Below are 14,860 nucleotides of genomic sequence, written 5' to 3' on the forward strand. Positions count from 1 at the left end.
TCAGGGCCTCGTTGGCCTGCTCCAGCGGGAAGGTCTGGACCTCGGTTTTGACCGGCACTTGGGGGGCGAGCTTGAGAAACTCCTCGCCATCGGACCGGGTGAGGTTAGCCACGGACCGAACGACTCTCTCTCCCCAGAGGATGTCGTAGGGAAAGGACGGGATGTCGCTCATGTGGATGCCGCCGCTGACTACCACCCCGCCTTTGGCCGAAGCCTTTAGGGCCGCGGGGATAAGCGCGCCTACAGGAGCAAAGATAATGGCTGCATCCAGTTCTACCGGGGGCAACTCCTCGGAGTTTCCGGCCCAGACGGCCCCCAGGCTTCGGGCAAACTCCTGGGTCTCGGTGTCTCCCAGGCGGGTGAAGGCATAGACCTTTTTGTCCTGGTGCACCGCCACCTGGATGGTGATGTGGGCCGCGGCCCCAAAGCCGTAGATCCCTAAGTGCTCCCCGGCCGCGGCAGCCATGCGATAGGAGCGGTAGCCGATAAGCCCGGCGCACAAAAGCGGCGCGGCCTCCGCGTCGCTATAAGACTCTGGTATGGCAAAACTGTAGCGCTGGTCGGCCACGGTGTATTCGGCGTAGCCTCCGTCCAGGGTGTAGCCGGTGAACTTAGGATTGTCGCACAAGTTCTCCAGGCCTTTTAAGCAGTAGCGGCAGGCGCCGCAGGTAAACCCCAGCCAGGGCACACCGATGCGGTCACCTAAATTAAACTGCTTAACCGCACTGCCAATTTCCACCACGGTGCCCACGATTTCATGGCCCAGGATCAGGGGCAACTTGGGGTGGGACAGTTCCCCATCCACCACGTGGAGGTCGGTGCGGCAGACCCCGCAGGTATGCACCCGGATAAGCACCTGTTCGGGGGAAGGCGTTGGCACCGGCACTTCCAACCATTTGAGGGGTTCACCCGGCTGCTCTAACACCATGGCCCGCATGGTTTCCGCCTTGGTCATGCTTCTGACTCCTGCGTGCTTATTAGGGGCCACACCATTGTGCGGCTCTGATTCATCTTGCACAGAAAATAAGGATTCCTCAGGGCTTCAGCAAGATCAAAATGCACTGGGAAACAGATCCCAACTAACTAGTTTCCATCCGGGAACGGCTTTGGAATTCCCCCCTTTACCAAAGGGGGGTTAGGGGGGATTTGGGGTGTTAAAGTATCTCCTATTACGGAAAAAACTTTTGGCAAACGCTATAAGTCATTTCAAAACCGATTTTTGGGTTCACTTTGAAATGACTTGAAAGGAAATAATCACCCCCCTTTGGAAAAGGGGGGCAGGGGGGATTTATATAACGCCTTGAAATCCCCCTAAATCCAATGCTGTTCACTTAAACCAAGTTGCGCTCATAGAAGTAAGAAAAGCTCACGGTCTGTAGTGGAGTACCCGAGTGTGCGCCCAACCTGAGGGCGGACACATAGGTCCGCCCCTACAAAAATTAAATTACCTGTTTGATCGCAGTTTGGTATTAAACATTTGTAGGGGCGGGGTCTCCCCGCCCCTGGCTTAATGTGCCACGGGTTGGGCAGGGAAACCCCGCCCCTACAGCCGATCAGAAATCGCCAATGCTTAAGTGAACAGTATTGCCCCTAAATCCCAGCAGTGTCTGGTTAGAAAATTGCATGAGGTTGTTCTGCCCCCCTCACCCCAGCCCTCTCCCCCCGAAGCGGGTGGAGAGGGGGTAGGAGATGTGGCCGTTTTAGTAACCATAAGGCATTAAATCGGTTCCACTTTTTCCCCTCTCCCCAATGGGGGAGAGGGTTAGGGTGAGGGGGAAGTAATCTTCTCGGAGCCGGAAGGGCGCAGCGAATTTTTGAGCTGTTGGACTACGCCCAACGAACTTCCTCATTTGCAAAAACCTAACCGGACACTGCTGCCTAATACCAAGTTGCGCTCATAGAAGTAAGAAAAGCTCACGGTCTGTAGTGGAGTACCCGAGTATGCGCCCAACCTGAGGGCGGACACATAGGTCCGCCCCTACAAAAATTAGATTACCTGTTTGATCGCAGTTTGGTATAAATCCCCCTTTTCCAAAGGGGGATTTTGAAGGGCGTGTGCGTCTTTAAACATTTTCAGATGAGAATTATACTCATTGCCAAAAGTTTTTTCTTATTAACCCCTCACCCTACCCTCTCCCACAAGGGGAGAGGAGAATTAGAGGAAAAAACTTTTGGCAAACGCTATAACTTGGGGGAAACCACCGGTTGGTCTACCTTCCAGGAGCGGTTGCCCGCTCTGGCAAAGTGTGCTACAAGGGGCTATGAACCATGGCTATAATTTAAGGCGAGGTTTTGTATGAGAGATTTCAAGACCATGTCCAAAGACCTGGTGGCTGCCCTGGATCTTAAATATGAACCGGTGGGTGTCACCCTTTACGGGCAAGCCGATCCCCTCCCCGCGGGCGTGTCTTTTCCCCCGGATAAGCTGAAGAGCTATTGCCAAGCCCTGGTGCTGGCCGGGGAAGGCCGCACCCTGCTCTTAGGCAAAGAGCAGATGGGCTGCAAGTTGGGGACCTCGGTGCTGGGGTTCGAATCCGATATGGAGGCCTTCCTCGACGACGGTGTCCTGGAGAAATACGGCGTAGGCCTTTACGGTTCTGAAGAAGCCTCTGCCGCCACCATCCTCCACTCCACATATATAGAGAAAGGCCAGACCAAGGCGGCCTTCATCGCGCCCTTGTCAAGCTTTCATAACCAGCCTCAAGTCGTGGTATTCACGGCCGACAGCGAGCAGGTCATGTGGCTGCTTTACGCGGTGAATTACGATAAAGGCGGGAGAATGGATCTGCCTCAGTCCGGCGGGGCCTTGGGGGGCTGCGCCGATATCACCGCGCTGCCCCTGCTCCAGGGGATTTGCAACATTACCTTCCTGGGCTTAGGGTGCCGTTTGAAGTCGGCTGTGGATGCCTGTCACCTCATGCTGGGCGCGCCCGGAGTCGCCCTGGGAACGATCCATCAGCACATCTTAGACATGGCCAAGCCCATCTCCATGCTCAAAAAGGCCGGAGCCGGCGGTTAAGTAAGCCGAACCCATCGTTTCGACCACCGTTCAGGCAACGGGATAAGGGGACTAATCCTTAAGTCCAAGTGGAAAAGCGTCCAGGAATTGCTTCACGGATAATACTTGAGCATACCGGGCCCGCAAGGCCGCCATGAACGCGGCATGGACCTGGGCAGCCGGCACCTCCAAGCCTTCAAAGACCAGATTGCAAGTGGCGCAGGCATCGTGGATCACCTGGCAGCGGAGGCCATAGTCGAAGGCCGCCCTGGTGGTTGAGTCAATACACATATGGCTCATGGCGCCGCAGATGACCAGGTCCTCAATCCCGGCTCGGCCGAGTACCTCCAGAAGACCCGTCTTGCGAAAGCTGTTGGGGAAATGCTTCTGAACCACCGGCTCTTTTGGAAGCGGTTGCAGCGGTTGATGGATTTCCACGCCTGGCGTATCCGGCCGGAAAAAGGTCGCGTCTGGTCCCAACGCCACATGTTGCACGTGGAAAATGGGCAGACCGGTCTTCCGGAATGCCAGGAGCACTTTGTGGGCCTGGATTGCAGCCGCCTCGATTCCCACTAATTCCATGCGGCCGCCGGGGAAATAATCGTTTTGTAAGTCAATGAGCACGAGTGCCGGTTTCATGGCAGAGATCCCTTTCCTCCTCAAGATGGTGGGGTGAGACTTGGCTGATAGCCGGGAAGATCAGACGGCTGGTTGCGCCTGGACTACCTCTTTGGCGGGCGGTCGCAAGCGGCCGTGTTGCTCCACCCGCTGGATGATGAAGTCCTGCCACTCCTGCCACTGGGCGATGGGATTGATCTGGGTATTTTCGAGGGGGACCTCGGCCCGGGCGCTGGCCGCGTGCCCCCCTGCGGAACCCAGCTTACCGAAAGCCCGGGCCGCCAGGCGGCCGGCATTTTTTCTCAAGCCGTCGTTTCTGAAGATGACTACCAGCTTGTCCTGGAAAATTCCGCCGACGATGGTCCAGGAGATCTCGCCGGCCCGCATAAAGAAATCAGCCAGGATTACCAGGATATCCGGGGTGTTCACCGGACCCAGGAAGGCGTAGAGGCGGGTGTGGCGAATGCGGAAGCGGTTCAGGGCCTGCTGGAAGTAGCCCAGCATGGGAATATTGAACTCGGCAAACTCCAGGCGCCGCACCAGTGGCCTCCGGGTGAAGCCGAAGAGATAGTGAAAGGCCCGGACATCGGCTTCGATGGCGGGCCGCTCAAAATTGGCCGTGTCGGTCTTGATGCCGTAGTACAGGGCCGTGGCCAACTTCAAGGATGGTTTGATCCGGGCCTCCCGCAGATATTCAGTCAGGATGGTGGAGGCGGCGCCGTATTCCGGGCGGATATCCACTAACCTGGCCTTGGTTTCCGGGGCCCGGGGATGGTGGTCGATAATCACGTCGTAACGGCAGATTCCCAAGAGGTCATGGTGCGAGGGTTGGCTGTCCACCAGGGCTTTGCGGTTGTAGTCGTCGAGGTTCAGGTCCTGGAGGGCGGTGAGGGATATGCCCAAAAGCTGGACCATCCGCTGATTCTGGGGGCGGGTGATGGGGCGGATGGGGGCCACGACGCAAGTCGTCAGGCGACGCCACAACAGGCGTTTGAGGGCCAGGGCGCTGGCAATGGCGTCCGGGTCGGGATCGATCAGGATCACCAACCGATCTTCATGGCTGAACAAGTGGTAAAGCCGCTGGACCGCGCTGCGCATGGATGGTCACGCCCCTTCAATCATTGTAAGTCGTGTACGGGAAAACTGGAAGGGCTTTTTCAGCGAAAAAGCTGAACCTGCCGAAAACTCTCAGGCCATGTCGACGCCGGGGAGACCTGAGTCGCCGATTCCGCCGCAACCGGCGATTTTTCTTTGCCAGGCCCGGCCACTAAATTATAAAGTAATGGGGCAGTGGCGGGGCGGCCGACCCGGTCGCCACCTTTACCGGAGGAGGCATAATGGACAACCATACCAGGGAGGTGGTGGACGGCATTTTGGCCGGAGAGGTGCGCACCGCGGCGCGCCTCATGCGGGATTTGGATGACGGCAGGCCAGAGGCCCGGGAGATTCTCAAAGAGATCTACCGGCATAGCGGCCGGGCGCATATCATCGGGATTACCGGCTCCCCCGGGGTGGGTAAGAGCACTCTGACCGACCGCCTCATCCAGCATCTCCGCAAGCAGGGCAAAACCGTGGGCGTCGTTGCGGTGGACCCCACCAGCCCCTTTTCCGGCGGCGCCATTTTGGGGGACCGTATCCGCATGCAGCGCCATGCCCTGGACGAGGGCGTCTTTATCCGTTCCCTGGCCACCCGGGGGCATTTTGGCGGGCTGACGGCGTCGGCCCGGGCGGTGATCACCGTGCTGGACGCCATGGGCAAGGATTATGTCCTGGTGGAGACCGTGGGGGTGGGCCAGGATGAAGTGGAAATCGCCGCCACCGCTTACACCACTGTGGTGGTGACGGTGCCGGGCATGGGAGACGACATCCAGGCCATCAAAGCCGGCATCCTGGAAGTGGCGGACATTTTGGTGATCAACAAGGCGGATCGGGAGGGGGCCTCCCGCACCTACCAAGAATTGCTGCAAATGCTGGATTTGCAGACGTTTCGGCGGGAGAGGGACTGGCGGCCGCCGGTGCTCATGACCCAGGCCAAGGATCAGGAGGGCATTGAGGAGTTGATGGCGGCGCTCAAGGATCACCAGGAGTACCTGGCCCAAGATGGCGGCGCGGCGCGACGTGCAGCCATCGCTTCCCGGGCCCGCCAGGAGTTTTTGGAACTTCTCAAAGAGGGGCTCTTCCGGCACCTGGTCAAACAACTAGAGGCCGATGGCCGCCTGAACCAGGTTCTTGAAGACATGTTGAGGAAACAGACCGACCCGTATTCGGCCAGCGAAGCCCTGGTCCTTAAGACCCTGGGGCCGATAAAGAACGCTGTCTTATAACCGGGAGGTTTATGCTGTTCCTCAAGGAGGGGGATAAGCATCTGGAAATCCCCCTAAATCCCCCTTTTTCAAAGGGGGACTTTACCTGGCCAGGCCCAGCGTTCCGCACCCGGTGGTAAGGGCCCGTGAGGCACTTCACGCTATTCTGATTTCTTTCTCCCCTTTTTCCCCTCTTCGGCCTTTTCCCCTTCTTCCTCCTCCAGCACCAGGTTGACGTGGCGGCGGCGGATGTCCACGTGGGCAACTTTGACCCGGACCAGGTCGCCCAGGGCGAAGATGCGGTGAGTGCGCCGGCCGAAGAGACGCTGGTGGGATTCTTCATAACGGTAGTAGTCATTGGGCAGGTCCACCAGGCGCACCAGGCCTTCGGCAAAGATTTCCTCCAGGGCGACGAAAAACCCGAAGGCGTTGACCCCGGTGATGCGCCCCGTGAAGGCCTCACCCACCCGGTGGGCCAGGCAGCGCACCTGCATGCGGGACAGCATCTCCCGCTCCGCTTCGATGGCCGTCCGTTCCCGCCGGTTGAGATGTCCGGACTGGGTTTCCAGGTCTTCCAGGTCCACGGAAAACGGCGGTTTGCGCCCCGCCAGCCGGGCCAGGAGCAGCCGGTGCACCAGGAGATCGGGGTAGCGCCGGATGGGGGAGGTGAAGTGGGTGTACCAGTCGGTGGCCAGGCCGTAATGCCCCAGGGCTTCCCCGGCGTAGCGGGCCTGCTTGAGCGAGCGCAGGAGCATCAACTGTACCATGGGGGCCAGGGGGGTCTGGCGGACTTTTTCCAGAAACTCCCGGAGGACCCGAGGATCGCGGTTGACCTCCTTGGGCAGATCAAACCCCAGACTCTTCAAGTACGTGCGGAACGCGGCCAGCTTGGCGGGGTCGGGGCTCTCGTGCACCCGAAAGATAGAGGGCTCCCCCAGGAAGGTGGCCACCGCTTCGTTGGCGGCGATCATGAACTCCTCGATGAGCTGGTGGGACACCAGGTGATCCACCCGGCGCACGTCCACCGGCCAGCCCTTGTCGTCCATCACCACCTCGGCCTCGGGAATGCTCATCAAGAGGCTGCCCCGTTCGCCCCGGCGCTCCCGCAACCGGTCACAGAGGTCCATCATCTGGGTGAGCATCTTCACCACCGGCCGGTAGCGGCTCCGGAGTTGCCGGTCTTTGGCGACCACCAGGTCATCAACCAAGCGGTAGGTCAGGCGAAAATGGTTGCGGATGACACTCCTGGTAAAGTTGAAGTCCTTGATGCGGCCGCGGCGGTCGAAATGCATGATTACCGTCACCGCCAGGCGGTCTTCCTCAGGGATGAGGCTGCACACGTTGGTGGCCAGCTTGCCCGGCAGCATATGCACCGCCCGCTGCGGGAAGTAGACGCTGGTGCCCCGCTCCTGGGCCTCTTTATCCAGGGACGAGCCCGGGGTGACATAGTAGCTCACGTCGGCGATGGCTACATAGAGCGTGAAAGTACCGCCGGGCTTTTTCTCCAGATAGACGCCGTCGTCGAAATCCCGGGCGGTTTCGCCGTCGATGGTCACAAAAGGCAGGTGGCGCAGGTCCTCCCGGCCTTTCAGGGCCTTGGCCGACAGGTCGGGAACGAGCCGGTCCGCCTCGGCCAAGACTTCCGGCGGGAACTCGTCGGCCAGGCCGTGCTTCAAAATTACCAGCCGGGTCTGGACCTCGGCGTCTTCCACATCGCCCAGAACTTCGGTGATCACTCCTTGGGGATTCAGGTGGCCCGTGGGATAGTGGGTCACCGCGGCCCGCACCACCTGGCCCTTCATCGCGCCATTGAGATGCTCCGGGTCGATCACCAGATTGAAGAGCAGGTGCTCGTCTTCGGGCTCCACAAAATAGGTGTCCCCGGCCTGGGACAACAGCCCCAACACTTCCGTGAGCCGGCGGGAGAGGATGCGGATCACCCGGCCTTCCCGGCGTCGGCCTCGGCTGCCCTCGATCCGCACCACCACCTGGTCGCCATGCCAGGCTTCTTTCAGGTTTGCGGCAACCAGGTAGATGTCCTTGCCGCCGGATTCCGGAGCCACAAAGCCGAAGCCGTCCGGGTGGACGGAAAGTTCCCCCACCACCAGGTTCATCTTTTCGGCCAGACCGAAGCGGCCGCCTTTCAGGGAGACCAACTGCCCCCGCGCTACCAACTGGTCCACCGACATGGCTGCGGCCTCGGCCTGGTCCTGACCGGCATTGAGCAGGCGGAGGAGTTCCTCCAGCAACAGCGGCCGGGCGGCTTCCTGGAAAGTCCGCAGGATGCGGTCTTCTATGGACCCGGGTCCTTTGCTGCGACGTCTTCGTTTGGTCATGGTCAACCTCGCTACTTGAGCCTTGAGGCACATAAGGGATTATGTGCCCAGATTGCAAAAATTATCGGCATATTGGCCTCATTATCCCTCATTCTCCTGATTTTACAGAGAAAAAAATAGTGCGCGGACTTACGGCACTCATTAAGCGTATCAGCCAGACCAGGATGGCCACCAGCCAACCGGCTTTGTTGACCAGTTCGCTTAAGGCGGAACCGAGGCGATTCCGTCCCACCCGGCCTCCTTGATGGAAAACCAGAATTGGCCGAGGTGGGTGAGAATGGTGATATGCCGGTACCCACCGCCGCGACGGCCAGACCGCCGCGGATTGAAAATGTGCTGGTATCCTGCCGGCCTCATGTCAAAGATAATATCTTCGGCCCGCTTTGTCACTAAGCACCGCCAGAGACAGAATAAAATTCTCCCACCTAAAATAAAAAAATTTATGGATTTATATTCACCATGTTGATAAAAGAAAGCATGATTGGGATAGCGCTATTTTCTCATTAGTTTGAACGTTCAGGGTTCGGCCATACTACCTTTTCCACTAAAGAGAAAAAGGTTGGAGGAAAATATTTTGATTAACATATCGACACTGAAAAACAGTAACATAATCTCTGATAAAGTTTGGAATATTTTGAGATGCCCATTTTGTTTAGGTAATATACAAAAAAACGGTAGGTTATGTGAATGTCAACAATGCGGGGAGAATTATGAAATTTCCAAAGATGGACAGCCTGATCTTCGCCTAAAGAAGAATAAATCATATAACTTTAATATAGAAATTAACAACTCTTACGATACTACATATGATCTCCATATCAGTGAGAATTATTGGCTAATTCCATTTTCACCTAATATGCGTCCAGAGGTAGATTTTAAGGGGGTAAGAATTCCTGCCAGGTTAAATATTGCCCAACTTAGTCACTTTCCGAAAGCAAAAACCAGAGGTGACTTAATGTTGAATCTTGGTTGTGGTGAAGGCATTCACCGAGAGGTCTGTGAACACGCAGGCTTTGAATATGTCGGAGTTGATATACGAGAACAGCAAGCCCATATACTCGGCGACGCTCACGCTCTGCCATTTGCTGATAATTCTTTTGACTTCGTTCTTGCAATAGCAACTTTGGAGCACCTCAGAAACCCTTTTATTGCGATAAGGGAAGCTCACCGCGTTTTGAAACCAGGAGCAACGCTCTTAGGCACTGTTGCATTTTTAGAACCGTTCCATGATTTAAGTTATTTTCATCATAGCTATTATGGCCTTAATTATTTACTGCAAAATGCCGACTTTAAGATAAAAGCTATCGGTCCCGAGGGGGACTGGCCGGTTTTAAGGGCACTTGCCGAAATGATCCTCTTCCCGAAACTCCCCAAAAGTCTTTCCAACTTGTTAGTTGCCCCTATCCAGATTCTCCATAAATTATGGTGGAAAGCAGGCTCAAAAATCGCTAAAACTGAAACCTCCCAGGAAAAATACCGTCTATTGGCAACAACGGGAAGCCTAACTTTTGTAGCAGAGAAAATATCTTATTAAAATAATATGGAACTATATAATGAATACGTCAAACCATAAATCAATATGTTTGTTATCTATAGAGGATTCTGCGGTTTTTTGTGGAACTTTTGGGCCAAAAATTAAAGTAACGCAGATTTGCATCGTAAGAATGCCATCGGAGATTTTGACATGCCCGTAAGGTCTCCCTTACATGTAATATTGACAGGCCTGCTGGTATTGATAGGAACATTTTTAATATTTTATATTACCAGACAGGGAATTGGAATATCCCCTGATTCATTGACCTATATTTGTAGCGCTAATAATTTATTCAATGGTAAAGGGTTATGCACGCTATCAGCCGAAGGCGATTTAATAACCATGACCCATTATCCTCCGTTTTATCCTGCGTTAATAGCGTTTGGTCAATTTATGGGGTTGGATGCTTTAACTTTTTGCAAAGCTTTAAATATCATTATTTTCGGATTAAACATTATATTATTCGGACTGATACTTTATAAATCAACTGAAGGCAACGTTTGGGCATCATTTTTGGGTTCGCTTTTCCTCATAGTCTCGTACGATATAGTTAGAATTCATCTTTGTGCAATGACCGATCCAATATTTATATTCTTTGCCCTCAGCGGTTTTTATACATTAACTCTTTATATTGATTATGAGTCTAATTCTTATTTGATCATCTCATCTTTATTAATATCGTGTGCATTGCTCGCAAGGTATGTGGGGCTCTCTTTAATAATAACGGCAATCGTAGCAATAGCAATTTTGACCAAGAAGAATCTAAAAGATAAAATTTATGATTGCCTAATATTTGTTATTATAAGCGCAACACCATTATCTCTATGGTTAATAAGAAATATCTATTTGACCGGTAATCCTTTCAATCGGTCTTTTGGGTATCGTGATATTTCAATAAGCAGTATTCCACACGCTTTAAATAATATATTAGCCAATATTACTTCATTAACATTATTAATTCATTTATCATTTATGTTGACATTAATATTATTAAGTATATTCATTTATTTATTGTTAACCAAATATGACAAACTTAACGAAAAAAGTTTTTATAAATTTAGAACAATGCCAATTGTAATGATTTTGTTTACTTTAATTTATTTATTATTTGTAATATTTTCTCTATTCTTTTTTGACAGCGCTATCTATATAGGATATCGAATACTTTCACCTATTATCATATCGACAATTTTCTTAACAATATATTGTTTAAGTAAATGCGTAGACAACAAGAAGCTCATAGCGATTTGTAGTATTTTAATATTAGTGCAAATATTTAGATTTGATGTAAATAGAATTTATGGAAGAGAATTAGTATTTTCGGGATCTCAGTGGAAAAAATCCGATATTATTAATAAAGTTAAGATGTTGCCTGAGCACATCTTGATATATTCCAATGGATATGATGCGATATATTTTTTGACTGGAAAAATAGCATTCAGTACCCCTGAAGAATTGATTGATGATAAAAACGAAATTAATGTAAATAAAGATTCGCAACTTGAGTCAATTGCAAATCAATTTGATAGCAAAGGAGCTATTCTTGTTTGGTTTAATAACATTGATTGGAGGGGTTATCTAGTATCTAAAGATGACCTAATAAGCAAATTAAATTTGGTGAAGCTCTATCAAGGAGGAGATGGTGCAATATATACGACCAAAAATTATTTAAATGAATTTAATGGTAAATCCAAATAATTAATTGAGGGTTTAATCCTTCCTGACACCTTCTTTGAAACTCATCTCACGATTCCGTAAATGACATCGTCCTTCAAGCCTTAGCGGATACTCTAAATCAGTGATCCTAATGCATGGTGATCAACACCATGAAAGGTTTTTATGCGGCTCATAACGTCACTCCATGGGCTCGTCTTATCAGTCGCCCGAGTAACGGACCAGCCAAGCCAGGGTAACCAGCAGCCAGCTTATTTCGTTGGCGAACTCGCTCATGGCCGCCCCTTTGCGGTTCCGATCCCAGCCGGCCTCGGCGATGGCAAAGCCTAAGAGAGCCAGCCGGATAAGGATGGAAAAATTGCTGGCGAGCAAGGCCGGGCCAGCCAAGCCCTGGCCGCCCTCCTGTAAGATAGTGTAGGCTAAGGTGATTTGGGGTATGCCGATAAATATAATCCCGGAGTAACCGTGTACTATAGGGTCGCTAAGGCCGCGGCCCCGGCGGCGCCCCCAGAGGACGGTGGCAATGAGACCGGCCCCCACAATAAGGGCGGTGAGGGTATCGGCAGCTCCCCAAATGTCCGTGCCCTTTATCAACAGTATGGCCAGGTCCGAGGCGATGATCACCGTCCAAAGGGCATAACAGGTGACGGCCTGGAGGGTCACCCGGCTGGGGCGGCTGACGTGGGCCCGGATGGTCAAGGCCAGGTTGATCAGCAGGAATGCCAGCCAGCTGGCGAGCCAGAAGCTGGGAATGCCCTGGGAGGTTTTGAGCAGGCGCAGGAATTCACTGCCACCGAAAACCAGGGCCAGGCCGATTTGGGCAAGGAACAAGATATCGGCGGTTGCTTTTTTGCTTATGAACATCGGGGTTTTTCCGGTTTGGGTTCTTTCCCTGTAAAAGTGATCCTGATTTGGGTCCGGGCACTAGGGACCGCACAGAGGCGGGCGGGGACGCCCGCCCTACCGGCGCGGAGCCGCGGAGATGCTTTTAGATTTGTGCTTCGCTGCACAATCTTATATACTTTTTTGTGGCATAAACCAATTTTGTGGAAAAGGCGGAATCTGCGAGTGGCAGATTTGCAGGTAGAATCACTCACCGATCTTGCTCCGGCGCGGCGGCAAGCCATCCTGTTCCGCTCCCAGGTGGATGTGAGCGCGGTGCTGGAAGTCGTATCGCCTATTCTCGCGGCCTTGCGCAAAAACGGCGACGCCGAATCCTTGCGGCAGCACGGGCAGTTTAAGGCCGGCATCTCTTCCGCTGACTTAGAGGCCACGCCTAAGGAAATCGAAGCCGCGTATCGGAGCCTGGATCCTAAAGTCCTGACGGCGCTCAAGACCGCGGCCGCCAATATTGAAAAATTTCATCAGGCCCAGAAAGAACGGGAGATGTGGGCCCTGGAGGTCAAGCCCGGCATCCTGGCAGGAAGGCTGACCCGGCCTCTGGCCCGGGTGGGCTGTTATATCCCCGGAGGCCTGGCCTCGTACCCATCGAGTGCCTTGATGAACATTATTCCCGCTAAAGTGGCAGGCGTGGCCGAAATCGTGGCCGCCACCCCGCCCGGCCCGGAGATGGCGGTGAACCCCGCCACCCTGGTGGCCGCGCACCTGGCGGGGGCAAGCCGCCTCTTTAAGATCGGCGGCCCCTGGGCCATCGGCTCTTTGGCTTACGGGACTGAACTGGTTCCCCGGGTGGACAAGATCGTGGGACCGGGTAATAAGTACGTCACCGCGGCCAAGCTCTTGGTCTTCGGACAGGTGGACATCGATTCCCCCGCTGGCCCCAGCGAAGCCCTGATTCTGGCGGATGAAACCGCTGAGGCGCGGTTTGTGGCGCTGGATTTCCTCTCCCAGGTGGAGCACGACCCTGAGGCCGCAGCGGTGTTGGTGACGACCTCTGAACGTCTCGCCAGTCAAGTTGTGGAGATCATTACGCAGGAATTGCCCCACCTGCCCCGTCGGGAGATCATCGAGGCTGCCCTGTCCAAGTACTCCGCGGTGCTGGTGGCTCCCTCCCTGGAGGCGGCGTTGGAGTTTGCCAACCTCTATGCCCCGGAACATCTTCAGGTCGTCACCCGGGACCCCTTTGTCCTGTTGCCCCGCATTCAACACGCCGGCTCTATCTTCCTGGGGCCGTATGCCCCGGTGCCGGTGGGCGACTACGCCTCTGGGACGAATCACGTGCTGCCCACGGGGGGTTGCGCCCGGATGTTCTCCGGTTTGAGTGTGGACGACTTTATCAAGAAACCCACCTTTCAGCACTTCACCCGGGAGGCGCTGGAGGGACTCAAAGATACGGTCATTACTTTAGCCGAGCACGAGGGGCTTTTTCTGCACGCCCGGGCCGTAGCCGAAAGGTTTCGTAATGCGTAGCCGTTCAATAAAGGTGCTGGAAAACGCCTTGCTGATCCCGATGCCACCCGCTTCGGAATGCGGGGAGAAGTGATCCCCTGAAATTATGCCCAGATCAGGACCATAAGCCATGCCGACGCCTAAAGTCCCCACAGTCATCCTGCCCTTAGCCGAAATCGCCGACGTCCAGAATCATGTCAGCCCCCACACCATCGACATCGACAAGGTGGGGGTCAAGAACATCTCATACCCCATCATGGTGCTGGACAAGTTCAACGGCACCCAGAACACGGTGGCCCGCATCAACATGTACGTCAACCTGCCCCACCGGCACAAGGGCACCCACATGAGCCGGTTCATCGAGATCTTGAGCGAACACCGCCGGGACGTCAGCCTCAAGAAGATCGGCCCCATCCTGGAGGAGACCCGGCGGCGCCTCCACGCCCAATCGGCCCACATCGAGATGAGTTTTCCCTATTTCATCGACAAGGAGGCGCCGGTCACCAAGGCCAGGGGGTTGATGGAATATATCTGCAACTTCAAGGGTTCTTTGGATGAGGACGGCGTCCTGGACCTGGTGGTGGGCATCACCGTGCCCATTACTACGCTTTGTCCCTGCTCCAAGGAGATCAGCCAGGCGGGGGCGCATAATCAGCGGGGCGAGGTGCGGGTCCAGGTGCGCTATAAGAAGTTCTTCTGGATTGAAGACCTGATTCGACTGGTGGAGGAATCGGCCTCCTGCGAGGTCTATGCGCTGTTGAAACGCCAGGACGAGAAATTTGTCACCGAAAAAGCCTACAGCAATCCCATGTTTGTCGAGGATGTGGTCCGGGAGATCGCGCATCACCTGAGCCATGATGACAACTTCTCCTGGTACGCGGTGGAGTCGGAAAACTTTGAATCCATCCACAACCATTCCGCCTACGCCTACATCGAGTCCCAACCACCTGAGGCTTGATCCGGCCCCAGCTGCTTCTAGCGAATTCTGGAGATGCTCTAAAACCAAAATCCCCCCTAACCCCCCTTTGGCAAAGGGGGGAACTATAAG

12 protein-coding genes are annotated in these 14,860 nt (G+C 54.2%); 6 read left to right on the plus strand and 6 right to left on the minus strand.

Going from position 1 to position 14,860, the window contains the following annotated elements; genetic code table 11:
* Window positions 1-955, minus strand: a 955-nt coding sequence (locus WC600_17305) for a zinc-dependent alcohol dehydrogenase family protein (protein MFA4904494.1), incomplete at its 3' end; no start/stop codon positions are given.
* Window positions 956-2,296: 1,341 nt separating this feature from the next.
* On the opposite strand from WC600_17305, the gene WC600_17310 reads away from it, so the two are divergent.
* Window positions 2,297-3,019 (plus strand): DUF169 domain-containing protein, encoded by a 723-nt coding sequence (locus WC600_17310; GenBank protein MFA4904495.1) that lies wholly within the window; start codon window positions 2,297-2,299, stop codon window positions 3,017-3,019.
* Between the two features lie 51 nt (window positions 3,020-3,070).
* Here the strand turns inward: WC600_17310 and WC600_17315 are convergent, their stop codons facing one another.
* Both WC600_17315 and WC600_17320 read right to left on the minus strand, forming a co-directional pair.
* Window positions 3,071-3,637 carry a cysteine hydrolase family protein gene (locus WC600_17315; GenBank protein MFA4904496.1) on the minus strand — a complete coding sequence of 189 codons (567 nt, stop codon included), beginning with the start codon at window positions 3,635-3,637 and terminating at the stop codon, window positions 3,071-3,073.
* A 60-nt stretch (window positions 3,638-3,697) separates the two neighbouring features.
* Window positions 3,698-4,714 carry a DHH family phosphoesterase gene (locus WC600_17320; GenBank protein MFA4904497.1) on the minus strand — a complete coding sequence of 339 codons (1,017 nt, stop codon included), beginning with the start codon at window positions 4,712-4,714 and terminating at the stop codon, window positions 3,698-3,700.
* Window positions 4,715-4,953: 239 nt separating this feature from the next.
* Between WC600_17320 and meaB the strand changes: the two genes are divergently transcribed.
* A complete protein-coding gene (meaB, locus tag WC600_17325) occupies window positions 4,954-5,940 on the plus strand; it encodes a methylmalonyl Co-A mutase-associated GTPase MeaB (GenBank protein ID MFA4904498.1) in 987 nt (328 codons plus the stop codon).
* Between the two features lie 140 nt (window positions 5,941-6,080).
* Here meaB and rnr read toward each other — a convergent pair whose 3' ends face one another.
* Complete coding sequence (gene rnr / locus WC600_17330; protein ID MFA4904499.1) at window positions 6,081-8,255, minus strand: ribonuclease R; 2,175 nt, start codon at window positions 8,253-8,255, stop codon at window positions 6,081-6,083.
* 88 nt (window positions 8,256-8,343) lie between these two features.
* Window positions 8,344-8,487 (minus strand): hypothetical protein, encoded by a 144-nt coding sequence (locus WC600_17335; GenBank protein ID MFA4904500.1) that lies wholly within the window; start codon window positions 8,485-8,487, stop codon window positions 8,344-8,346.
* Window positions 8,488-8,814: 327 nt separating this feature from the next.
* On the opposite strand from WC600_17335, the gene WC600_17340 reads away from it, so the two are divergent.
* Together WC600_17340 and WC600_17345 are read left to right on the plus strand one after the other, a co-directional pair.
* Window positions 8,815-9,789, plus strand: coding sequence for a class I SAM-dependent methyltransferase (locus tag WC600_17340; protein ID MFA4904501.1), 975 nt, complete (start codon window positions 8,815-8,817; stop codon window positions 9,787-9,789).
* A 150-nt stretch (window positions 9,790-9,939) separates the two neighbouring features.
* Window positions 9,940-11,487, plus strand: a complete 1,548-nt coding sequence (locus WC600_17345) for a hypothetical protein (GenBank protein MFA4904502.1) — start codon at window positions 9,940-9,942, stop codon at window positions 11,485-11,487.
* A 177-nt stretch (window positions 11,488-11,664) separates the two neighbouring features.
* Here WC600_17345 and WC600_17350 read toward each other — a convergent pair whose 3' ends face one another.
* Window positions 11,665-12,327, minus strand: a complete 663-nt coding sequence (locus tag WC600_17350; protein ID MFA4904503.1) for a hypothetical protein — start codon at window positions 12,325-12,327, stop codon at window positions 11,665-11,667.
* A 204-nt stretch (window positions 12,328-12,531) separates the two neighbouring features.
* On the opposite strand from WC600_17350, the gene hisD reads away from it, so the two are divergent.
* Complete coding sequence (gene hisD / locus WC600_17355) at window positions 12,532-13,833, plus strand: histidinol dehydrogenase (GenBank protein ID MFA4904504.1); 1,302 nt, start codon at window positions 12,532-12,534, stop codon at window positions 13,831-13,833.
* A 109-nt stretch (window positions 13,834-13,942) separates the two neighbouring features.
* Window positions 13,943-14,770 carry a GTP cyclohydrolase FolE2 gene (gene folE2, locus WC600_17360; protein ID MFA4904505.1) on the plus strand — a complete coding sequence of 276 codons (828 nt, stop codon included), beginning with the start codon at window positions 13,943-13,945 and terminating at the stop codon, window positions 14,768-14,770.
* The last annotated feature ends 90 nt before the right edge of the window (window positions 14,771-14,860 follow it).

The organism is Desulfobaccales bacterium (genome assembly GCA_041648175.1).
GTDB lineage: Bacteria > Desulfobacterota > Desulfobaccia > Desulfobaccales > 0-14-0-80-60-11 > 0-14-0-80-60-11.

Coding starts and splice junctions, on each gene's coding strand:
- WC600_17310 (MFA4904495.1), top strand. CDS start 2,297: ATGAGAGATTTCAAGACCATGTCCAAAGACCTGGTGGCTGCCCTGGAT.
- WC600_17315 (MFA4904496.1), bottom strand. CDS start 3,637: ATGAAACCGGCACTCGTGCTCATTGACTTACAAAACGATTATTTCCCC.
- WC600_17320 (MFA4904497.1), bottom strand. CDS start 4,714: ATGCGCAGCGCGGTCCAGCGGCTTTACCACTTGTTCAGCCATGAAGAT.
- meaB (MFA4904498.1), top strand. CDS start 4,954: ATGGACAACCATACCAGGGAGGTGGTGGACGGCATTTTGGCCGGAGAG.
- rnr (MFA4904499.1), bottom strand. CDS start 8,255: ATGACCAAACGAAGACGTCGCAGCAAAGGACCCGGGTCCATAGAAGAC.
- WC600_17345 (MFA4904502.1), top strand. CDS start 9,940: ATGCCCGTAAGGTCTCCCTTACATGTAATATTGACAGGCCTGCTGGTA.
- WC600_17350 (MFA4904503.1), bottom strand. CDS start 12,327: ATGTTCATAAGCAAAAAAGCAACCGCCGATATCTTGTTCCTTGCCCAA.
- folE2 (MFA4904505.1), top strand. CDS start 13,943: ATGCCGACGCCTAAAGTCCCCACAGTCATCCTGCCCTTAGCCGAAATC.